Source organism: Vibrio sp. La 4.2.2 (assembly GCF_027586995.1).
Classification (GTDB): Bacteria; Pseudomonadota; Gammaproteobacteria; order Enterobacterales; family Vibrionaceae; genus Vibrio; species Vibrio mediterranei.
This window is the reverse complement of sequence record NZ_JAPPTJ010000014.1, coordinates 62,648-84,364: the sequence shown is the minus strand read 5'-3', so window position 1 is coordinate 84,364 and position 21,717 is coordinate 62,648. Positions and strand designations below refer to the sequence as shown.

At 44.8% G+C, this 21,717-nt stretch carries 17 protein-coding genes; 9 read left to right on the top strand and 8 right to left on the bottom strand.

Annotated elements, in window-relative coordinates; translation table 11 throughout:
- Positions 1-279 precede the first annotated feature (279 nt).
- The 3 genes from gorA to OH456_RS23115 all read right to left on the bottom strand — a co-directional run bounded on the left by gorA (position 280) and on the right by OH456_RS23115 (position 3,612).
- Positions 280-1,635 (bottom strand): glutathione-disulfide reductase, encoded by a 1,356-nt coding sequence (gene gorA, locus OH456_RS23125; protein WP_006072074.1) that lies wholly within the window; start codon positions 1,633-1,635, stop codon positions 280-282.
- A 220-nt stretch (positions 1,636-1,855) separates the two neighbouring features.
- Positions 1,856-2,554, bottom strand: coding sequence for a glutathione S-transferase family protein (locus OH456_RS23120; protein WP_270034318.1), 699 nt, complete (start codon positions 2,552-2,554; stop codon positions 1,856-1,858).
- 218 nt (positions 2,555-2,772) lie between these two features.
- Positions 2,773-3,612 (bottom strand): 23S rRNA (adenine(2030)-N(6))-methyltransferase RlmJ, encoded by an 840-nt coding sequence (locus OH456_RS23115; RefSeq protein WP_006072078.1) that lies wholly within the window; start codon positions 3,610-3,612, stop codon positions 2,773-2,775.
- Positions 3,613-3,811: 199 nt separating this feature from the next.
- On the opposite strand from OH456_RS23115, the gene prlC reads away from it, so the two are divergent.
- The gene (gene prlC, locus OH456_RS23110; RefSeq protein ID WP_198558530.1) at positions 3,812-5,854 is read left to right on the top strand and encodes an oligopeptidase A; all 2,043 of its coding nucleotides are present in this window, start codon (positions 3,812-3,814) and stop codon (positions 5,852-5,854) included.
- Between the two features lie 549 nt (positions 5,855-6,403).
- Positions 6,404-9,157, top strand: a complete 2,754-nt coding sequence (locus tag OH456_RS23105; RefSeq protein WP_270034317.1) for a cation-translocating P-type ATPase — start codon at positions 6,404-6,406, stop codon at positions 9,155-9,157.
- A 172-nt stretch (positions 9,158-9,329) separates the two neighbouring features.
- On the opposite strand, the gene asnC is transcribed toward OH456_RS23105, so the two are convergent.
- Positions 9,330-9,791 (bottom strand): transcriptional regulator AsnC, encoded by a 462-nt coding sequence (gene asnC / locus OH456_RS23100; protein WP_006072083.1) that lies wholly within the window; start codon positions 9,789-9,791, stop codon positions 9,330-9,332.
- A 148-nt stretch (positions 9,792-9,939) separates the two neighbouring features.
- Here asnC and OH456_RS23095 point away from each other — a divergent pair, with 148 nt between their 5' ends.
- Both OH456_RS23095 and OH456_RS23090 read left to right on the top strand, forming a co-directional pair.
- On the top strand, positions 9,940-10,719 hold the full coding sequence (locus tag OH456_RS23095) for a class I SAM-dependent methyltransferase (protein WP_006072084.1): 780 nt from the start codon (positions 9,940-9,942) through the stop codon (positions 10,717-10,719).
- Positions 10,720-10,850: 131 nt separating this feature from the next.
- Positions 10,851-11,366 carry a hypothetical protein gene (locus OH456_RS23090; RefSeq protein ID WP_270034316.1) on the top strand — a complete coding sequence of 172 codons (516 nt, stop codon included), beginning with the start codon at positions 10,851-10,853 and terminating at the stop codon, positions 11,364-11,366.
- A gap of 19 nt (positions 11,367-11,385) precedes the next feature.
- Here the strand turns inward: OH456_RS23090 and OH456_RS23085 are convergent, their stop codons facing one another.
- Together OH456_RS23085 and uspA are read right to left on the bottom strand one after the other, a co-directional pair.
- Positions 11,386-12,264, bottom strand: coding sequence for a carboxylate/amino acid/amine transporter (locus OH456_RS23085; protein ID WP_038228668.1), 879 nt, complete (start codon positions 12,262-12,264; stop codon positions 11,386-11,388).
- A gap of 105 nt (positions 12,265-12,369) precedes the next feature.
- Positions 12,370-12,795 carry a universal stress protein UspA gene (gene uspA, locus OH456_RS23080; protein WP_006072089.1) on the bottom strand — a complete coding sequence of 142 codons (426 nt, stop codon included), beginning with the start codon at positions 12,793-12,795 and terminating at the stop codon, positions 12,370-12,372.
- A 365-nt stretch (positions 12,796-13,160) separates the two neighbouring features.
- Here uspA and ftnA point away from each other — a divergent pair, with 365 nt between their 5' ends.
- The 5 genes from ftnA (at position 13,161) to OH456_RS23055 (ending at position 19,094) form a co-directional block, all read left to right on the top strand.
- Positions 13,161-13,688: a non-heme ferritin gene (gene ftnA, locus OH456_RS23075; protein WP_006072091.1), complete on the top strand. Its 528-nt coding sequence runs from the start codon at positions 13,161-13,163 to the stop codon at positions 13,686-13,688.
- A 69-nt stretch (positions 13,689-13,757) separates the two neighbouring features.
- A complete protein-coding gene (gene uspB / locus OH456_RS23070) occupies positions 13,758-14,081 on the top strand; it encodes a universal stress protein UspB (protein ID WP_006072092.1) in 324 nt (107 codons plus the stop codon).
- A gap of 192 nt (positions 14,082-14,273) precedes the next feature.
- On the top strand, positions 14,274-15,461 hold the full coding sequence (locus OH456_RS23065) for an NAD(P)/FAD-dependent oxidoreductase (RefSeq protein ID WP_038228672.1): 1,188 nt from the start codon (positions 14,274-14,276) through the stop codon (positions 15,459-15,461).
- A gap of 327 nt (positions 15,462-15,788) precedes the next feature.
- Entirely contained in the window at positions 15,789-17,075 is a 1,287-nt protein-coding gene (locus OH456_RS23060) for an L-cysteine desulfidase family protein (protein ID WP_006072096.1), read from the top strand.
- A gap of 696 nt (positions 17,076-17,771) precedes the next feature.
- The gene (locus tag OH456_RS23055; protein ID WP_038228676.1) at positions 17,772-19,094 is read left to right on the top strand and encodes an amino acid permease; all 1,323 of its coding nucleotides are present in this window, start codon (positions 17,772-17,774) and stop codon (positions 19,092-19,094) included.
- Positions 19,095-19,157: 63 nt separating this feature from the next.
- Here the strand turns inward: OH456_RS23055 and OH456_RS23050 are convergent, their stop codons facing one another.
- Both OH456_RS23050 and OH456_RS23045 read right to left on the bottom strand, forming a co-directional pair.
- Positions 19,158-20,429: an NRAMP family divalent metal transporter gene (locus tag OH456_RS23050; RefSeq protein ID WP_038228678.1), complete on the bottom strand. Its 1,272-nt coding sequence runs from the start codon at positions 20,427-20,429 to the stop codon at positions 19,158-19,160.
- Between the two features lie 327 nt (positions 20,430-20,756).
- Positions 20,757-21,641, bottom strand: coding sequence for a DMT family transporter (locus OH456_RS23045; protein ID WP_006072101.1), 885 nt, complete (start codon positions 21,639-21,641; stop codon positions 20,757-20,759).
- Between the last annotated feature and the right edge of the window lie 76 nt (positions 21,642-21,717).

Here is a 21,717-nt window from a genome sequence, read left to right as displayed (position 1 = left end):
AGAGGTTTTCATCTGACGTTCCTTTTCAATATTATTTATCTAGGCTAGATAGATTCACCTGTAGTGAGAAGGCGTTACTTTCTAGCGCAACAAACTATAGAAAAGGCCATGGAAGAGTGATCGTGAAACCCATGAATTTCGTGCTTGATGCTTTCTCTATGCGAGGCATTTCAAACCTTACTTGAGTGGCTAAGGTGAAACTCTCGTTGAAGTGTGCAATGACTCTAAAACAAAAAAGCCCAGCATGAGGTGCTGGGCTTTGAAAATAGAGTGTATGCGTTAACGCATCGTCACGAATTCCTCGGAACCCGTTGGGTGAATTGCCACGACAGAGTCGAAGTCTGCTTTGGTCGCGCCCATCTTCATCGCAACGCCAAAACCTTGAATCATTTCATCAACAGTAAAGCCGATGCCGTGCAAGCCAACAACCGTCTCTTCTGGGCCAGCACAAACCAGTTTCATCTTACATGGCTGGCGATGCTTGGTTACTGCTGTGTACATAGCAGTGAAGCCAGAGGTGTAGACTTTGATGTTATCTTTGCCGTACTTCTCTTCCGCTTGTTGTGTGGTTAGGCCGATGGTGCCGATAGGTGGATGACTGAATACCACAGTTGGTACTAGGTCGTAGTCCATCTTCGCATCTGGTTTGTTGTTAAATAGGCGCTCAGAAAGCTGACGACCTGCTTTAACGGCAACTGGAGTGAGCTCAATGCCGCCTTCCATGATGTCACCAACACAGTAAATACCATCTACATTCGTGGTTTGGTACTCATCGACTTTGATGTAGCCACGATCGTTGGTTGCCACACCTGTAGCACCAAGATTAATTGCATCTGTCGCTGGGTGACGACCGATTGCCCAAATCAAGGTATCAACATTTTGGCTCTCACCGTTTTCAAGATGTAGCGTTAGGCTACCGTCCGCCTCTTTAACCACTTCTTTAGGCACGGAGTGGGTGTGCAGCGTTGGACCTTCGGTATTCATTACTTCAACCAACGTCTCGATGATCATTGGGTCAAAGCTACGTAGAGGTGATTCTTTACGGCAGAATAGGTGAGTTTCTGTACCTAGTGCGTGTAGTACACCTGCGATTTCTACTGCAATGTAGCCTGCGCCGATAACTGCAACGCGTTTTGGCTGCTCGCTTAGCTCAAAGAAACCATTAGAATCGATGCCGTATTCTGCGCCTGGAATATTTGGAATGGTTGGACGACCACCAACGGCAATAAGGATGTGATCAGCTGTGTAGTGCTCGCCGTTCACTTCGACAGTTTTCGCATCAACAAACTTAGCAAAACCACGAATGACATTAACTTTGTTGTTGCCAAGCACGCGATCGTAAGATTGGTGAATACGGCCAATGTATGCTTGGCGGCTCTCAACCAGTTTGCTCCAATCGAAACCTTTAACGTCGACATCAAAACCATAGTCTTCTGCGTACAGGTTCATCGCTTCAGCAACTTGTGCACCGTGCCACATGACTTTCTTTGGCACACAGCCAACGTTTACACAGGTACCGCCAAGATCTTGAGCTTCAATCAGCGCGACCTTCGCGCCGTACATTGCCGCACGGTTTGCAGATGCGATACCGCCGCTGCCACCACCAATACAGATATAGTCAAAATGCGTTGCCATTACGTTCTCCGAGAGCTTATTAATTTTATGATTGCTAGTAACCGATACATTGGGGTGAAGAGTAGGGAACTCAATATCATCGCAATGTTTTGTTAAGAATCGCTATCCATACTATAAATCGAGTCTAGCAACTTTCTCCAATGGGAAAAAGCAGAGTTAATTATGAGTAATAACGATTAATGACGAGATAAGAGGGCATTACGCCCTCTATAAAAGTCGCTTAGCCACAACAGCTTGATGTTGAGCAATCTTGTTTAGCTTGCACGTCTTTTCCAGTAGCAAGGTAAGTATTAGTTAGGTAGAAATCAGCAAACCGCGTTTCAAAGTCGCTAGAGACGGTCTTCTCGACCAATCCTGATTCCATGATGTTGCGTTGCCACGCTTGCATTTTTGGCAGTCCGCAGAAAAAATCATAGCCAGAGTGCGCTTTTACAATTGCAGCGCGGTGCAAGAGTGGTAACCACGACATATCAACATTGCTGAAGGTGTCCGACTTGAAAAACTTGGTGTTACCAGATAGATGATTCTCTGCCTTTTGGAATGCCTTAATCAGTTTTTCCGCACGTTCTTTAAAGGTCTCTTTATCTTTGCTGCTCATTGTGCCGCATTGAGCAAGGTAGTGTTTAGAGCCTAAATAGCTCCATGCACGATCGAGTGCGCGCTGCTCGTTACTCACGCCTTGTTCAATCGGACCATATTCATCTTCGATGTATTCAATGATAGCGTCTGATTCAAACAAAGCGGTACCTGATTCCGTGACCATCACTGGCACCTGACCATTGGGTGAGATATCTAGGAACCATTGTGGCTTGTCTTTTAGGCTGATGTATTCAATCTCATAGGGAATGCGTTTTGCTTCCAGTGCAGCAGTGACACGTTGGACAAAAGGACAAATCTTAAAGCTAAAAATCTTAATCATCAGGGTTTTCCTCATTAGGCTATTAGGGTGTACTCATTGCACATGGCTTCGGTACTTTCACTAGTAAGACGCGGGAGGCGAGAGAAAGACGAAAATAATTTCAATAAAGTCGAAATATTTTCTGGAGAGCTAAAAATAAGCGCAATTAAGAAAGGCGCAATATTGCTTTAAAACAATTGATTACGCCTTTTCTTGAGATTAGAAGTGTTTCCCAAAAATTACTCTGGGACAATCCACTCCACTTTAAAGTGGCCTGTTGCTGGAGCGATCTTGTCTTTAAGGTACGGCAAAATGGCATTCATTTGCTGCTCTAGCTTCCACGGAGGGTTGATGACAATCATGCCCGAAGCTGTCATTCCGCGTTCGTTAGTATCTGGTGAGACACCAAGTTCGATTTGCAAAATCTTGCGAATACCAAGACCTTCTAAGCCTTCAATCATATCGTCGATATCATAGCGATTGACCACAGGGTACCAAATCGCATAAATACCCGTTGCCCAGCGTTTATAACTTTGGGCAATGGCCGTCACGACATCACGATATTCACGAGCGAGTTCATAAGGTGGATCGATCAAGACCAAACCACGGCGTTCTGCTGGTGGCAAGCTGCCTTTTAAGCGCTTAAAACCGTCTTCTTTAAAGATTTTGACTTGACGGTCACGATGGAATTCTTGCTCAAGTAATGGAAAGTCGCTTGGGTGTAATTCTGTTAATACCATACGGTCTTGAGGACGCAAATGGGCACGCGCCACACGAGGAGAACCTGGGTAATAACGCAGTGTGTCGCTGTTGTTCAGTGTCTCTATCGATTCAATGTAGCTGGCGATATCTTCAGGAATGTCGGCATTTCCCCAAATACGACCGATGCCTTGCTTATATTCACCAGTTTTCTCAGACCATTCGTGGGTAAGGTCATAACGGCCTACGCCCGAATGAGTATCGTGATAAACGAATGGCTTTTCCTTGTTTTTTAGTGAATTAAGGATAAGACTTTGTACTATGTGTTTAACCACATCGGCATGGTTACCCGCGTGAAAACTGTGACGATAGCTCAGCAAAATAAAGACTCTGTTTAACAATAATGGACGGATTATAACCTCTTCTGACGAGAAGCGGCAGAGGAGTTGGTGTTTTGAATCACCGTAATTGAATCTCGAAGGATTGAAATTTCTGTTTCGAGACTACATTTATCTATTAATTACGCTCACTTGCCTTCCAATGAAGTGAGGGAATCCAATAACTAAAAAGGGACGCTGCATGGCAAATCCACTACTGACGTTTACCGACTTACCTCCTTTCTCTCAAATTAAGCCTGAGCATGTGAAGCCAGCCGTTGAACAAGCGATTGAGGCATGCCGAGCTAAAATAGATGAAGTGCTTGAAGGTAACACCAACCCGACTTGGGACAATGTCGTTGCGCCAATCGAGCAAATTGATGACAAGCTTAGCCGCTTATGGTCACCTGTGAGCCATATGAACTCAGTGATGAACAGTGATGAATTGCGTGAAGCGTATGAAAGCTGCCTACCAATTCTTTCTGAATACGGCACTTGGGTGGGGCAGCACAAGGGGCTGTATGAAGCGTACAAAGCGATCAAAGCCAGTGACGCGTTTAACACGCTTTCCCAAGCGCAACAGAAAACCATCAAAGATTCACTGCGTGATTTTGAGTTGTCTGGTATTGGTCTGCCAGCCGATGAGCAGCATCGCTATGGTGAAATCAGCAAGCGTATGTCTGAGCTAGGCTCGCAATTCTCTAATAATGTCCTAGATGCCACCATGGGTTGGACTAAGCACATTACTGATGAGAACGAGCTAGCCGGTATGCCAGAATCGGCACTCGCGGCGGCAAAAGCGGCAGCTGAGGCGAAAGAGTTAGAAGGTTATCTACTGACATTGGATATTCCGTCTTACCTCCCAGTTCTAACCTACTGCGATAACCAAGAGCTACGTAAAGAGCTGTACGAAGCCTACGTGACGCGCGCTTCTGATCGCGGTCCAAATGCGGGTAAATGGGACAACACTGAGATTATCGCTGAGCAACTTAAGCTGCGCCATGAAATCGCCCGCTTGCTTGGCTTTGGTACTTATAGTGAAAAGTCACTGGCGACCAAGATGGCAGAAAGCCCAGCCCAAGTGCTTGGCTTCCTGAATGATCTTGCGACTAAAGCTAAACCTCAAGGTGAGCGTGAAGTAGAGGAGCTACGCCAGTTTGCTGAAAAAGAGTTCGGCGTGACTGAGCTAAACCTTTGGGATATTGCTTACTACAGTGAGAAGCAGAAACAGCACCTGTTCCAATTCTCTAATGAGGAGCTGCGCCCTTACTTCCCAGAATCAAAAGTGGTCAGCGGGTTGTTTGAAGTGCTAAACCGCGTCTTCGGGATGCAGATTAAAGAGCGTGAAGGGGTAGACACTTGGCATGAGTCAGTCCGCTTCTTCGATATTTTTGACAGCACTGACACACTGCGCGGTAGCTTCTATCTTGACCTGTACGCGCGTGAACACAAGCGTGGTGGTGCGTGGATGGATGAGTGTCGTGTACGACGCACCGATCTTGACGGTGAACTGCAAACACCAGTGGCGTATCTAACGTGTAACTTCAATAAGCCAGTCGGCGGTAAACCTGCCATGTTCACTCATGATGAAGTCGTGACTCTGTTCCACGAAACAGGTCATGGTATTCATCATATGTTGACGAAGATTGATACGGGTGCGGTGTCAGGCATTAACGGTGTTCCTTGGGATGCAGTTGAGCTGCCAAGTCAGTTCCTAGAGAACTGGTGCTGGGAAGAAGAGGCACTTGCGTTTATCTCTGGTCACTATGAGACAGGCGAGCCGCTACCTAAAGAGATGCTCGACAAAATGCTAGCGGCGAAAAACTTCCAATCTGCGATGTTTATTTTACGTCAGCTTGAGTTCGGTTTGTTCGATTTCACGCTGCACACGGAATACGATCCAGACATCGGTGCACGCGTGCTAGAGACTCTGGCAGAAGTGAAGTCGAAAGTAGCCGTACTTCCAAGTCTTGAATGGAACCGTTTCTCACACAGCTTTGGTCATATCTTTGCGGGAGGTTATAGCGCGGGTTACTACAGCTACTTGTGGGCAGAAGTGTTGTCTTCCGATGCCTATTCACGTTTTGAGGAAGAAGGCATCTTCAATAAAGAAACAGGACAAAGCTTCTTGAATAACATCCTTGAAATGGGTGGCAGTGAAGAACCAATGGAGCTATTTAAGCGCTTCCGTGGTCGTGAGCCGGAGATCGATGCTCTATTACGTCATTCTGGCATCAGTGCGTAGTATCTAATTGAAGTAATATTTGGAGCCCTTAATCTTTGATTGAGGGCTTTTTTATTATGTTGAGAAAGCGAATTTTACCGGCTGAGCCAATAGTTAAGTTGGTAGAAAAGACCGTTAAGATGATATATCTCCCCAATTGAATAACTATTGAATAGCGATTAATAATCGATAATTCGTCATCAAAACCTTCCGACCTTGATCAAGGTCCGTCGTGTAAACAAGTTTCAATGTTCGAAAAAACAGAAGTGTTATTTCAGTGAAAATTAGGTGTTATTAAAATCTGCTTACAATGAATAAATAGTTCTAAGCTCTGAATAAAAAACTAGTTTGTTTTAAGTCAAAGAATCGTCCTAGAGTGCATGTAAGCGCTCCGAAAGTTAATTACAAGCCTATTTGGTTTCGGGTAATTTATTTTTACTCATCGCTTACGCATTAATTGTTAATAAACATGCAAACAGCGTTGAGATTTTAAAAATTTATATTCAGCGATTGCTTTTTATCGGTTTGCCATTCTACCGGTGTCGACTGAATTTATTCGGAGTATCCCCTATGACTAAAAAGTGGTTCACTGAAACCGTTGAGAATACCCAGCAGATGATGGGTGTAGCGCCAGAGCAAGGTTTGTCTTCACAAGAAGCGGCGGAGCGTCAATCTCAGTACGGTAAAAACGAACTTCAAGAAAAGGCAGGAAAATCTGCGCTTGAACTCTTTGCTCATCAATTTAAAAACCCACTGATCTTCATTCTAGGTGTGGGTGCCATTGTTTCCTATTTCACCGGACACTTAGTGGATGCTATCGCGATTACCGCGATCATCTTTATCAATGCGCTTATCGCATTCTGGCAAGAATTCAAAGCTCAGAAAGGGATGGAAGCGCTGCGCCAAATGGCCGCACCGTCTGCACAAGTGAAGCGTGATGGTGAATGGATTGATATTCCAGCTAGCGACATCGTGCCTGGTGATATCTTAAAAATCAGCACAGGTGACATCCTAGCGGCTGACGTTCGTATCTTAGAAGCTAATCGTCTATCTATCGACGAAGCGGCACTGACTGGTGAATCTGAGCCGGTAGATAAAACGGCTAAAGTGATTGACGACGAAACGGTAGGTCTTGGTGACCAGTTAAACATGGGCTTTATGACTACCATGGTTACGTCGGGCACGGGTCTAGGTTTAGTTGTGGCGACAGGTATGCAGACCGAAGTAGGTCACATTGCCGACCTGATGGCGAACACTGAAGAAACTAAGACACCAATGCAAGAGCGTATGGATACCATCGCCAAGACTTTGATGCTAGTTGCGCTTGGCGTAGTAGCAGTAGTGTGTGCGATTGGTCTTTATTATGGCATGCCTTGGCTAGAGATCTTAAATACAGGTATCTCACTGTCGGTAGCCGCTATTCCTGAAGGCCTTCCTACGGTAATCACTATTGTTCTGACCATGGGTTCTACTCGTATGGTGAAGAATAATGCTCTGGCTAAGCAGTTGGCGGCGATAGAGACTTTAGGTTCTACCACAGTTATCTGTTCAGATAAAACAGGTACGCTCACCCAAAACCAAATGCAGGTAATGAAGGCGTATGATGCAAGCGGTCGTTACTGGGAAGTAAGTGGTAAAGGCTTCAGCCCTGAAGGTCAATTTAAGCCGCTATCGCACAGCACAGATGCAAAGCAAAGCCCAGAGATGATGAAAGGGCTAGTGGTTGCAACATTATGTAATGACTCTGAATACATCATGGATGGCGACAAGTCGACGGTTCGTGGTAATCCAACAGAGGGCGCCCTGATTGTGGCGGCGGCGAAGGCGGGTCTTAACCAGTCTGAGATGCTGACTTCAGGCGGCTATTCAATTGTTGAGAAGTTCCCATTCGACTCTTCTCGTAAGATGGCATCAGTGATTGTCAAAGATCCAGAGGGTAACCATTTCCTAGCGATTAAAGGTGCACCAGATGTGATTCTTCGCAATGCTGCAGGCTTTATGGTTGATGGTATGCCAGTAGACCACACACCAACCGCGACAGACGGCAACTTAGCGCTAGCGGCAAGCCCGAGCGAAGAGATTGTGGCGAACTATGAAGCGGCGATTGAGAACTTTGCTCAAGATGCATTACGTACGCTAGCGGTTGGCTATAAAGCGTTATCTGAAGCTGACCTTGAGCGTGACCATAGCGAGCTTGAGAAAGACATTACTGTGCTTGGCCTATACGGCATCATGGATCCACCGCGTCCTGAAGTACGCGATGCCATTGAAAGTTGCTACCAAGCAGGGGTAAGAACGGTAATGATCACAGGTGACCACGCGCTAACTGCCGCGGCGATTGCTCGTGATATCGGTATCATCCGTAGTGAGAAAGACTTGGTTTTGACGGGGGCAGAGCTCGATGAGATGGACGATGATAAGCTTCGTCAAATCTGTCCAGACGTTGCGGTATTTGCCCGTGTAACGCCAGAGCACAAGTTACGTATCGTTCAAGCTCAACAGTTCAACAACGAAGTGGCTGCGATGACAGGTGATGGTGTGAATGATGCGCCAGCACTGCGCCGCGCAGACATTGGCGTTGCCATGGGTATTACTGGTACGTCGGTTGCGAAAGACTCAGGTGACCTTATCTTACTGGATGACAACTTTAGCACTATCGTGAAAGCGGTACGCCAAGGTCGTCAAATCTTCGATAACCTTCGTAAGTTCATCCGTCAGGCTCTGACAGCGAACGTTGGTGAAGTATCGGTAATTCTGTTCGCATTCTTAATGATGGGCCCAGAAGCTATTTTGCCGCTAACACCATTGATGATTCTATGGATCAACTTGGTATCGGACGGTCTACCAGCACTAGCGTTAGGTGTTGAGCCAGAAGAGAAAGATCTGATGGAGCGTAAGCCTCGCAAACGTAACGAGAGCTTCTTCAGTGACCATCTAGGTACTCGTATCCTGACTCGTGGTCTGGCACTAGGTGGCATGAGCTACATGGCGTTTAACTGGGCACTGACGAACGGTTTCTCAGCGAACTACGCACAGACAATGGCATTTGCGATGCTGGTGTTTGCTCAGCTATGGCACCTATTTGACTCACGTACCTTTACGTCGCTATACCGCAGAAACCCATTCACGAACCCGTATCTACTAGGTGCGGTAGCGGTGTCAGCGATTCTATCGCTAGGGGTTATTTATACCGGTCTAGGTCAGCTAATCTTCAACACGGAAGCACTAGCAGCAGGTCACTTATTCGGTGTCGTTATGGCAGCATCACTACCGACGCTGGTTATGTCTGCAGTGAAAGAAGCAACGAAGACTAAGTGGGTTTAATCCTTCACTTGGGATAGTAAAAAGGCGCTCTAAAGAGCGCCTTTTTTTGGGTTGGTGGGGCTTTGGAGTAGACCCCTGCCTGCGCAGGGGGACGGACTTAAAAGTATATTTCCTCAAAATGTTCCGTCATTCCGCTAGCTTCGCAGGAATCTACATACGGCGCACACAACCCTTAAGGATTCACATTGCGACTAATCGGGTTCTGCAACGAGATCAACGTTTCCGTCGATTGTACTTCTTCAATCGCTTGCAGTTTATCAATTAACACGTGCTGCAGCTCCTCAATTGAGCGACACATCAGCTTCACGAAGATGTTATATGCCCCTGTGGTGTAGTAGGCTTCAACCACTTCATCCAAGGCATTTAGTTTCTCTAGTGCAGAATGGTAGTCACGCGCAGCGTAAAGGTTAATACCGATAAAACAGCACACGTCGTAGCCGAGTTTTTTGGTATTAACGACCACTTCGGTACCTTCGATAATTCCAGCGGCTTTCATCTTTTCAATGCGCACATGGATAGTGGCAGGGCTGACATCGAACTGCTTCGCCATTTCTGCATAGGGGCGACGGGCATCTTCCATCAGTGTTTTTAGGATCGCTTTGTCGAGGTCATCAAGTCCATTAGTGGCATGCATATCGAGTCCTAGGTTATGGTCGTATTGATGGGGCTAAAGCTTATCACTATTTCCATCTGGTCGTCTTAGTGCGGATCACGGTTATTGGTCACCGTTGCGACTTGAGGTAAACTTGCGCGCTATACCTTAGCCTTATTCGGAGCCTATCTTGCAAATCCAACTTATCTGCGAACATGAGCCACGCCAACAACAGCTACTGGATCTTGCCAGTCGTTGGGGCTTAACGGCGTGCCAATCGTCTGAATTCGCTCTGGTTTTAACTGAAGAAAGGCTAGAACTACGCAAGTTGGATGAGCCTAAACTAGGCGCTATCTTTGTTGATCTTGCTGGTGGTGCGGTGGCTCATCGTCGTAAGTTTGGAGGTGGCAAGGGACAGGCTATTGCTAAAGCGGCTGGGTTAAATAAAGGTGCGACACCCACCGTTCTTGATGGAACGGCAGGCCTGGGCCGCGATGCTTTTGTACTAGCTTCTCTGGGCTGTAAAGTACAAATGGTAGAAAGACACCCGGTAGTGGCCGCTTTACTTGATGACGGTCTTTCACGTGCCAAGCAGGATGAAGAAATCGGAGAGTGGGTCAGCGAGCGAATGTCTCTGTTGCACGCATCAAGCTTGGAAGCTTTGGATTCCCTCGCTGATGACAGCCAGTTTGAACGCCCCGATGTCGTTTACCTTGACCCGATGTACCCGCATCCAGAAAACAAGAAAAAATCTGCTCTGGTAAAAAAAGAGATGCGAGTTTTCCAGTCTTTGGTCGGCGCTGATACAGATGCCGATGGGTTACTGGAGCCAGCTCTGAAGCTTGCGACTAAGCGGGTTGTGGTGAAACGTCCTGATTACGCCAATTGGCTGGATGAGAAAAAACCGACAATGGCGATTGAAACCAAAAAAAATCGTTTTGATGTTTATGTCAACGCATCAATGAGTTAACGCTCTTCATTTGTTTATTTGAGTAATTTGCTCGTTGTAACTGGAGCAAGTTACTTGAAACTGCCCGCGTTAGACGTTATATCTAACTAAGAATCATTCCTGTTTTCGTTGTCTGGGTGTTGGAGAGTGGTATGAGTAAGCGTCTGTGTAAGTTAAATCGTCGTGATATTAGCGACAACCTCGGTGAAATACACCGATTAGTCACTGAACCTAAATACCTATGCCGCTCCTGTTCCCGATCTTCTGTGGACAAATCAACGCTGTGCAAGCCTGCCGCGATTCCTCCTGCCTCTTGTCAAAATAAGCCAGTTCACGAGCAACAGCAATGTGGTGTTCTTGCTGAAGCTTTGCCTCAAATTCGCCCTGCTAAGTTGGAAAAGCTCTCAGAGAAAAAAGTCGGCAAAACATCAGTGTTAGAGGCAAATTTGATTGATTCAGAGATGATGGACGTAGTGGACAAAAAAGCGGTAAAACGAGCCAAGAAGGCCCTAAAGGCACAGAAAAAAGCTCAGAAGAAGTTGCTGAAAGTACTCAAGAAGAGCCAAAAGCTCGCTCGCAAACAGAGTAAGTTGGAACAGAAGTATCAGCTCGCGGCCAATGTGGTTGAGAAACAGGTTGTTAAAGTGCAGCCAGAACAGCTGCACTAGTTTTCTTTAGATGGAAGTCCTAAGCGTTATTGAACTGGGCTTCCGCTCTCGGTTTCACCCACAGTTCGTTGACCACTAACGACAGCAGAATGATTCCGCCTCCAATCGACAGTTTTACTAAATCCACATCGCGATTCCAAATCACAATATTGACGATAAGCCCGGCAGGAACCAATAAGTTATTCATCACGGCCAGCGCCCCAGCATTGACCAGACACGCCCCTCTGTTCCAAATGAAATACCCCAAGCCCGAGGCAATTACACCCAAGTAAATCAGCACGCCCCATTGCAGGCTGGTGGTCGGCATCTTGTCAAAACTGCCAAACAGCGCAAAGGCGATCGTTGCCACGATGGTTGCTCCAAAGTAGAAGTAACCAAACACGCTATGCTGTGGCAGTTCAACGTCTGCCTGCTCCATCACATATTTATAACCAACCTGTCCAATAGCAAAACAGAGGTTGGCTCCCTGTACCACGAGAAAGCCCGTGATGAAGTTGTCGTTGATACCTGCAAATTTGATAAAGGCAGCGCCAGCCACCGCAATCGCGGCAGTGATAAAATACCAAGGAGAAAAGCGCCCTTTAAGGAAGTCATAGAAAAGTGTTACGTAAATGGGAGTAAAAACAGTGAATAGCAACACTTCAGGTACGGATAGCAATAAGAAGGACTGATAGTAGAAGCAATACATCAAGCCTAGTTGGATACCACCAATGGCCATCAGCTTGGCTTTTAAGGCACCTGGCACTTGTCTAAAGTTAGTAAAAGGCAAAAAGACTAACGCGGCTAACACCACACGCATTAGAACTGAGAACCACGAATCCACCTGACCCGCTAGATAGACCCCGATTAGGCTAAAAGAAAAAGCCCAAAGCAGAGTGACAGAATAAAGATAACCCATTGCTTAAACATGTTGTTAATGTGAATGATGGAGCTATTGTAACATCTTTGTGAATCAATACAGATCGGATCAAAAAAGGCTCCTTTCGAAGCCTTTTACTGCAAGTTAGTCCTTAATCGGAACCACTAACATATCGACAGGTGAGGTATTGATAAGCTGGCGAGTCGAAGACAGAATTTTGCTCCAGAAATCTTGGTGATGACCACATACCACAAGGTCGACATTGTATTCACCAATGGTATCGCGTAGCTCATTACTTAAATCACCACTACCTACTAATGAATGCTTAATTGGGTAACCTGCGTATTCTGCGAAATCTCTTAATTGAGTCATCGAGGCTTCCATCGCCTGATGTTGCGTCTCGGCCATGTTTAAATCAATCAGCCCGGTGTACAGCTCGGCATAATTGACATCAATATGGATAAATGAAACCTCTGCATCCAGTGGCTTCGCGAGAGAGACCGCCTTGTCTATGAGCATTTTGCTTTCTTCTGAGAGATCTAATGCGACCATAATATGTTTATAACTCATAACGCACTCCTCCTGACGTTAGTACTATGGAAAACATAGCATTTTCCTCCTTAAAATTATGTTGATGTGATCTCAAATCGTTATCCAAAGTACAAATTACAGGCGGTCATTCGTGATCCTGTGAAGACATATCGCGTTTGAACAGAGAGCCTGTTTTGCGCCAGCTAGAGATGAAAAAGTGGAGTCCATAAAGTTAATTCTCAGCAACAAGACAATAAATTGTGAGCAAAGTCGCCAAAGTTTTCTAGAATCAAAAGTAGCGATTGAGTATCCAGCAGGTTGCGAGTTTGGGTTTGAGATCAGAGACTCCTCAATAAGTTATGTTATAGTGGCGTTAACTTTTGAAATAAAATTAGGAGTCTAGAATGCTTTCTCCAGCAATGGTTCAGCATCTGAATGAGCAAATTAACCTCGAATTCTTCTCATCCAATCTATACTTACAAATGAGTGCTTGGTGTGAAGACAAAGGTTTTGAAGGCGCGGCGCTATTTCTTCGTAAACACGCTGACGAAGAAATGCAGCACATGCACAGACTGTTTACTTATGTGAGTGAGACTGGTGCGTTACCGATTTTAGGTAGCATCGAAGCTCCAAGACATGATTTCGAAAGTCTAGGCGATGTGTTCCGTGAAACTTACAAGCATGAGCAGATGATTACTGAAAGAATCAACAAGCTTGCTCATGTGGCGTTCACCGCTCAGGACTACTCAACGTTTAACTTTCTTCAGTGGTATGTTGCGGAGCAACATGAAGAAGAAAAATTGTTTAAAGGGATCTTAGATAAGCTAGAACTCGTAGGTGAGAATGGTCAGGCGCTATTCTTTATCGACAAAGATTTAGCAGTGTTAGCAAAAGAGGGTTCTTCTTCCATTATGGACGCCCCAGCTGAGTAATCTCAGCGTCTAAAAGTCGACTGTTCGTCTTTTTCTCTTGGGTGTCTAGGAAGATGTAGGGAGGAAAAGATGATCAGTGGAGACACTATTCTATTAGCATTGATGCTCATTACCTCAGTCAATATGGCGAGGTATCTGACAGCACTACGCGCACTTATATTCATCATGCGTGAAGCGCATCCGTTGCTCTATCAGCAAGTGGATGGACGAGGCTTCTTTACGGCGCACGGCAATATGTCGAAGCAAGTGAGACTGTATCACTATCTCAAAACTAAAGAATACCTCCACCACCACGATCCAGTGTTTACCGGAAAGTGCGACAGAGTTCGTGAGCTGTTTGTACTTTGCTGTGCGCTTATTGGTGTCACTTTGTTTGCTGGATTTTTGCTTTAACGACAAAGCATTACGGCACCTTTTATAAGGTGAGATTGAGGTAACACAAGGATAAAGCGTTGTCGCAAACCGGGCTGATGGCTCCGGGGAGTTGGCTTTATTTAATGAAGTCGCTAAAATAGCGCCAAATTGTCGAAAGGATGTGCAATCAGCACATCCTTTTTTTATTGAAATTCTTGTCGGAACGTCGTGATGAGTCAAAAAGTAGATGTGGTTGTTATTGGTGCTGGTGCTGCAGGTTTAATGTGTGCAGCAGAAGCGGGAAAACGTGGGCGTAGTGTGCTCGTGCTTGATCACGCCAAAAAACCAGGTCGAAAAATTCTTATCTCTGGTGGTGGTAAATGTAATTTCACCAACTACGACGTTTCTGCCAGTAACTATCTGTGTAGCAATCCACACTTTGTGAAATCGGCCCTGTCTCAGTATACCAACTGGGATTTTATTGCCATGGTGAGCAAATACGGCATTGAGTTTGAAGAGCGCGATCACGGCCAACTGTTCTGTTTAGAGTCGGCAAAAGATATCGTCAAGATGCTGCTGTCAGAATGTGAAACACCGAATATTCGCTTCGGCTATCAAACCGACGTACACAGTATTGAGAAGACGGAGTCCGGTTTCTCTTTGCACGCTGATACTGATGTTATCGAATGTGAATCATTGGTTGTCGCTACTGGTGGGTTATCGATGCCTAAACTAGGGGCAACCCCGTTTGGTTATAAGATTGCTGAGCAGTTTGGTCTCGAAGTAAAACCTACAACTGCGGGTTTAGTGCCATTTACTCTGCACAAGGAAGACAAAGAGGATTTTGCGGAGCTATCGGGTATTGCGGTACCTGCGGAGATTACCGCTAATGACGGCACTTTGTTTAAAGAAGCCTTGCTGTTTACTCACCGTGGTCTGTCTGGACCGTCAGTGCTACAGATTTCTTCTTTCTGGAAGCCGGGTCAAAGTGTGTCGGTTAACCTAGTTCCAGAAGCGGATATTGATGAACTGCTTGCTCGTTCGTTGGAAAAGCATCCAAATCAAAGCTTGAAGAATACTCTGGCACGTGTGCTTCCTAAACGTTTAGTGGAAGTGCTTATTGAGCGCAAAGTATTTGCAGACAAACCATTGAAGCAGTACCACGCCAAAGAGTTGGTGGCAATTCGCGAAGCATTAGAGCACTGGAAAATCGCACCGAATGGCACTGAAGGGTATCGAACGGCTGAGGTGACGCTTGGCGGTGTGAATACCGATCATCTCTCTTCTAAAACGATGGAATGCAAATCGATCCAAGGTTTGTTCTTTATTGGCGAAGTCATGGACGTCACAGGCTGGCTTGGTGGCTACAACTTCCAGTGGTGCTGGTCTTCCGGTTTTGTAGCTGGTCAGCATGTTTAATTAACCACCCTTATTCAGCATTCTCTCTCGTTGGGCTTCTACACATTTAGAGAAGCCCATCGTGTACTAACTCTCATCTTCAACTCTCTTTATCCTATCTAAAAATGTGATGCACTTAAAAGACCTTACTTTTAAAGAGGTAATTGGAGAAAATAATTCTCCAATTTTGGTTTTTGATAGTAAATAAGGTAAAAAAAATCTCTAACAAAGCTCGTATAGTGTACCTATTCGCTTAAAAGCATATCAGCCTGAAACGCTTGTTGAACGGGTTGAGATTCATAATTTTCGGTCTTGGAATTCTGAGGCTTGGTGAGTATAGGTGTATTTATGAGAACTGAACTTTGGGATGGTTTTACCCGCTTAATTAAAAAAGAAGTCGTACCTGCATTGGGTTGTACTGAGCCAGTATCGGTTGCACTAGCGAGTGCGATTGCCGCTCAAAAGCTTGCTGGAGATATCCAGATGATCTCGGTCCATGTTTCTCCTAACTTAATGAAAAATGGTATGGGTGTTGGTGTTCCAGGTACTGGAATGGTTGGGTTGTCGATCGCGGCCGCTATCGGTGCCGTGGCTGGTGAGCCAGAGGCTGGGCTTGAAGTTCTCAAAAATATTACGCCGGAAGATGTGACTCAAGCGAAATCATTGCAAAGTGCAGTGACGGTCGAAGTAGCCGACGTGCTCAACATTATTTATGCCAAAGTCGTGGTCAGTGATGGTGAACATCGCGTCGCTGTGACCATTGCAGACAGCCATACTAATGTAGTGTCGATTGAAGAGGATGGCTTAACCACTTACATCAATACACAAGAGCAAGAGGCAGAAACAGCTTCTGAGCCAACAGAAAGTCCAATGAAAGATGCTTGTGCACAGGACATTTTTGACTTTGCTCTGAATGCGCCGTTAGAAAGCATCAGCTTTATTGAGCAAGCCTATCAGCTGAACAATGACCTATCCCATGAAGGGTTAAGCCAAGACTATGGTTTGCAAGTTGGCGCTACATTTAAGCGTAATGTCGACAAAGGTTTGCTTGCTAAAAGCTTGATGACGGACGTACTTTGTCGAACTTCGGCTGCGTCGGATGCTCGTATGGATGGTGCGATGAAGCCAGCGATGAGTAATTCGGGTTCGGGAAATCAAGGTATTTCCGCAACAATGCCTGTTGTGGTAGTAGCTGAGCATGTGCATGCTGACCGAGAAACCATGATTCGAGCACTGATGTTATCTCATTTAATGGCAGTCTATATTAAGAGCTATCAACATAAATTGTCGGCACTATGCGGAGCGACAACCGCTTCGATGGGAGCTGCGGCCGGAATGACATGGCTTCTCGGTGGTAACTTCAAGCAAATTAGCGATGCGATATGCAGTATGATTGGTGACGTGGCAGGCATGATTTGCGATGGTGCGAAAACCAGTTGCGCTATGAAGGTCTCATCCTCTGCTGGTGCTGCTTTTAAGGCGACATTGATGGCGTTGGATGGTATTCGCGTAACAGGAAACGAAGGCATTGTCTCAGAAAATGTGGATGAGTCTATTCGTAATCTTTCTAGTCTTGCAAATGGTGCGATGACTCAGACTGATGTTCAAATTCTAGAGATCATGGTGAACAAGTAACGCTCTTTGGTGCCCAAATTGTTCTATGTGTTGACAGGTAAAAATAAGCTAAATTGAATACAATAAAAGGCCAATGCTTCATTGGCCTTTTTTACTTTTCTTGTAGGGTTGTTTTCTTCAGCCTAAAACCACCTTCTTTCCTCTCTTTATGGAGCGTATATTCGTGCTTAATAGCATGTTAGTAATATTTGTTATTAACGTTATTTTCTGTGTAATTGTTGAATTTATATTGCAAAGAAATACCTATAAGTAGATTTTAGAACAAATTTCATAAAAGGGTTTATTATTCTTATTTGAAATAAAAGGCTTTTTATATATTGTTATTTATTATTAGTGCAGATATAAAATAAGAGGGAATTGGTTCGGTTATTTATTTTTGGTTATTTTATTTCTTATTGTGTGATCTTGTTCAACTTGAAGGACATATTAGTTAACGTTTTTATTGTTGTTAAATGTTGTGCTATGTCACAAATATGCATTGTTTAAAGGTGGGTTTTATTGATTGTAATCAAAGTGAGAAATTGTTTTTGTGCGGTGTCTCTATGAGTAGAATTATATTCTAATTATCTATTTTAATTTAAGAAAAGGAAAAAATTTTTCTCATATTGTTAATGTACTCTCTAAAAATCATCTAAGTTCCACTTAGAAAATAACAAAAAAATAGAACAATAATTAATTCCAAAACGGAGACGTACAATGACACAGATTAGTGATGGCATCGAGCTAAGAGAGCAAGAAACGCCTTACGAAAAAGCAGGAATGTCGCTGCAAGAATGGCAAAAAGCCATTAAATTCGATAGCGTAGATATTGGTTGGATTGTGATGAGTATCGGTATGGCTATTGGTGCTGGTATCGTATTTCTTCCGGTTCAAGTCGGGGTAATGGGACTTTGGGTTTTCTTACTCTCTTCGGTTATTGGTTACCCTGCCATGTACTTATTCCAAAAGCTGTTCATTAATACATTGGCTGAATCAAAAGAATGTACTGACTATCCGGGAGTCATTACTGGCTATTTAGGCAAGAACTGGGGTATGGCTTTAGGTGCATTATATTTCATCATGCTAGTTATCTGGGTGTTAGTTTATTCCCTAGCAGTGACTAATGACAGTGCATCATACCTGCATTCATTTGGAGTGACAGAAACGAAGTTAAGCGATAATGTTTTTTATGGATTAGCACTTATTTGTGTGCTTTCTTTTATCGGCTCTAAAGGTGAAAAGCTGTTGTTTAAACTGTCTGGGTTTATGGCAGTAACGGTCCTCTCACTGGTTGCACTAATGGGTGTGCTTTTGGTTGCAAGATGGGATTTTAATAATATTCCAGCGGTGGGCAATATAGGCCCTATGATTAAAGATGCCATTATTACTCTACCATTTACGCTGACCTCAATTTTATTCATCCAGTCTCTTAGCCCGATGGTGATTTCTTATCGCTCTCACGAGAAGTCTATCGAAGTTGCGCGTTATAAAGCGACCCGTGCGATGAAGATTGCCTTTGCGATTCTCTTTGTTATCGTATTCTTCTTTGCTGTTTCCTTTACGTTTGCTATCAGCCAAGACCAAGCGGCTGATGCAATGAACCAAAACATTTCTGCGTTAGCGATTATTGCTAAATACTTCCCAGGCAGCTGGGCGACCATTGCTGGTATCGTAATCAATATCTTTGCTGTTGTGACGTCTTTCTTCGGCGTATTCTTGGCATTCAAGGAAGCGTGTACTGGTTTGGCTATGAATGTGATTCTACGTAAATACGATGAGTCTCAAGTAGATGCTAAATTGATCAGCAAGTTGGTTACTGTTTTCATTATTTTACTTGCTTGGGGTGCTATCGCCATCAATGCTCCAATCCTATCATTTACTTCGATTTGTAGCCCTGTGTTTGGTTTGGTTGGCTGTTTGATTCCAGCGTACTTGGTGTATCAAGTCCCGCATTTAGCGAAGTATAAAGGCATGGCGACCAATATGATTATCGTAACGGGTATCCTGCTTTGTATCTCTCCGTTCTTAGCGTTCTTGTAATCAAATACATAATTATACGCTAGCCTAAAAAAACGCCGAGCATTGAGCTCGGCGTTGCTGTTTTTACATTATCCATTTCCACCAAATGAATAAGGCGAGGAAACCGAACAAATAGATTAAGCCTAGAATTGACAGTGCTTTTAGCTTACTGCCCATTTGGAGAGCTGTCGGTAGCTCCGTTTTAGAGACAAGAATGTAGTTCAAAAGAGCAAAAATAGGCGTCGTCACAAAGGCCATGATCATCGCAAAGTTGAGCATTGGCATTAGCGCTTGAGCAAAGAAGGCGATGATAGAGATCGCGACAATAGAAACCACGATGACCCAGGCTTGATAAGTCTTCGGATTCTCTTCCGTTTGATTTTGTAGCAGACGTTGTGACTCCGCGATTGCGCGTGAATAACCGTCGATCACCGTGATAGTACTACCAAAGATACAGAAGAAGGCGATGACCGCAATTAGATAACGAGACCATTCACCGATGGTCGAAGCATACATGCTCACCAACTGATGGGAAAATCCTACGCCTGATGCTGAAAGCTCAGTACCAGAGCCATGAATTACCAAAGCACCTAAGGCGACAAAAACAATCGCCAATACTGCTGTACCAATATAACCGACGTTGAAATCAAACAGAGCAGACTCAGCAGTTACTTTTTGTTTCTTACACTGACTCTTGAGCCACATAGATGTGATGCTAGAAATCTCAATTGGAGCAGGCATCCAACCCATGGTAACCACAATGAAGCCAATGGCGGCAATCGTCCAAGGAGAAGGGGATTGATAATCTGCCGGAGCTACACTGCCGTTAGAAGCGGCGATAACGACAGCTGTAACCGTCGCAACGGTGAGTGTTGCCATGATGGCTTTTGACAGCCCATCCAATGCCCTGTAGTGCCCTGCAAACAGAATTGCTACACAAGTCACTAAGACCACGCCACATAGAGCTAACGAAGGTAGTTCAAAAGGTAGGAAATAACCAAGTAGGCTGGCACTGAATAGTAGAAGCGCTGCGGTGTTTACCACTGCAGAAATAACATTGAGAATCGTGAAGACCCAAAGGTAGCCGCGACCAAGTCCCGCGTAGCCTTGAATAAGGCTATCACCAGTACCTACGGTATATTGAACACCTGCTCGGAAGAATGGGTATTTAAATAGGTTTACGAGCAGAATGAGTGCAGCTAATTGCCAACCATAAATAGCACCTGCTTTGGTTGAAGCGACGAGATGTGAACCGCCAACGGCGGCGGCAGCCATCATAATGCCGGGGCCAAGTGAACGAATTAATTGAGAGATGCCGGGACGAGCGGCACTGGATGAAGGAATGGAGTTATCCATAAAGCATTTCCTTTGTCATTATTATCCGTAGAGGGAGTGTTGGGCTGTATCTAAATATTTACACTTTGATTATTAATTTATTTAGTGCGCTTACATTTCTACAGGTTTTTTAGAGTGATGCAATGCCAAAAAGGCCATGTCATTTTCCAATTTGGAATTAATGATTGTTTTGGTGGTTTTTTCTGGAGTTTTGTGCTGATAAAGAGAGGGGCGGAAAAGGTTCGTTTTTGAGATCTAGGTAAAAAAAGTATGAAAAAAACGGCTGATGATGCAGTAAACCAAACGTTTAAAACGCTTGGTTTACTGCAGTTGATAAGCGGAGTGAAGTTATGCTTTGCGTTTGATTTGCTGAACAACTAGTCCGATAACAATCAGTACCAAGCCAACTAACGTGGATGGATGTATTTCTTCGCCGATAACATATGCTAGCAACATCAAAGAAATAAACGGTGATGCAAATATAAGGTTACTAATACGAGCGGTGTTCTGTGTTAGTTTCAGCGCACTTAGCCATAAGACAAAGGTTATGCCCATCTCAAATAGACCCACATAAGACACCGCCAGCCAACCTTTGATGCTGATGGTTGACCACGCTGCGCCTTCATAAAGTGCGACGGCAAAGGCAAACGGTAGTGCGACTAAAAAACCGAGTAACACACCAACAACAGGGTCGGCGGTATTGCGAGTATTTAAGATCCAATAACCCGCCCAAAGTAGAGTAGAAAGCAGGGCTAAACCGACGCCAGCAGGACTATCGAACTGTAATCCCAGTACATCGCCTTTAGTGGCGATAACCACAACACCTAAATAGCCCAACGCACATGCAAACCAGTCTTGAGGGCGAATTTTCTGCTTTAGAAAAACCGCGGCCATTAAGGTCAAGGTAATGGCCCAACTGTAGTTGATGGGCTGAGCTTGCGAAGCCGGTAGCAAGTCGTAAGCTTTGAACAAAATTAGGTAATACGCTAGCGGGTTAATCAAACCAAGTAGCAGATAATAAAATGGGTTTGAGACAAAGGTGGTCTTTACTTGCGACAAGGTACCTTGAAATGCGCAGACTGCGACTAAGGCAAGGGTTGAGGCGAATGAGGCTGCTGCGACCATTTGTGCTGGTGTGAATTCAGCTAAAGTCAATTTAAATGCCGTCGCGACTGTTGACCACAGGAGGACAGCGGACAATCCGAAGATGATTGCCTTGCGTTCGTTATGCATGAAAGTGAGTCTGGGTGAATAGGTTAGAATGTCAGCATCTTACCAGTGAATAAGGTGATGGGAACAAGCAATTTTT

Excerpts from the sequence above, each read along its gene's own strand:
- OH456_RS23050 (WP_038228678.1), bottom strand. The coding sequence starts at position 20,429 with ATGGATAACTCCATTCCTTCATCCAGTGCCGCTCGTCCCGGCATCTCT.
- OH456_RS23120 (WP_270034318.1), bottom strand. The coding sequence starts at position 2,554 with ATGATTAAGATTTTTAGCTTTAAGATTTGTCCTTTTGTCCAACGTGTC.
- OH456_RS23090 (WP_270034316.1), top strand. The coding sequence starts at position 10,851 with ATGAGTAAGCGTCTGTGTAAGTTAAATCGTCGTGATATTAGCGACAAC.
- OH456_RS23060 (WP_006072096.1), top strand. The coding sequence starts at position 15,789 with ATGAGAACTGAACTTTGGGATGGTTTTACCCGCTTAATTAAAAAAGAA.
- OH456_RS23065 (WP_038228672.1), top strand. The coding sequence starts at position 14,274 with ATGAGTCAAAAAGTAGATGTGGTTGTTATTGGTGCTGGTGCTGCAGGT.
- gorA (WP_006072074.1), bottom strand. The coding sequence starts at position 1,635 with ATGGCAACGCATTTTGACTATATCTGTATTGGTGGTGGCAGCGGCGGT.
- prlC (WP_198558530.1), top strand. The coding sequence starts at position 3,812 with ATGGCAAATCCACTACTGACGTTTACCGACTTACCTCCTTTCTCTCAA.
- OH456_RS23045 (WP_006072101.1), bottom strand. The coding sequence starts at position 21,641 with ATGCATAACGAACGCAAGGCAATCATCTTCGGATTGTCCGCTGTCCTC.
- OH456_RS23085 (WP_038228668.1), bottom strand. The coding sequence starts at position 12,264 with ATGGGTTATCTTTATTCTGTCACTCTGCTTTGGGCTTTTTCTTTTAGC.
- OH456_RS23105 (WP_270034317.1), top strand. The coding sequence starts at position 6,404 with ATGACTAAAAAGTGGTTCACTGAAACCGTTGAGAATACCCAGCAGATG.
- uspB (WP_006072092.1), top strand. The coding sequence starts at position 13,758 with ATGATCAGTGGAGACACTATTCTATTAGCATTGATGCTCATTACCTCA.
- ftnA (WP_006072091.1), top strand. The coding sequence starts at position 13,161 with ATGCTTTCTCCAGCAATGGTTCAGCATCTGAATGAGCAAATTAACCTC.
- asnC (WP_006072083.1), bottom strand. The coding sequence starts at position 9,791 with ATGCATGCCACTAATGGACTTGATGACCTCGACAAAGCGATCCTAAAA.
- uspA (WP_006072089.1), bottom strand. The coding sequence starts at position 12,795 with ATGAGTTATAAACATATTATGGTCGCATTAGATCTCTCAGAAGAAAGC.
- OH456_RS23055 (WP_038228676.1), top strand. The coding sequence starts at position 17,772 with ATGACACAGATTAGTGATGGCATCGAGCTAAGAGAGCAAGAAACGCCT.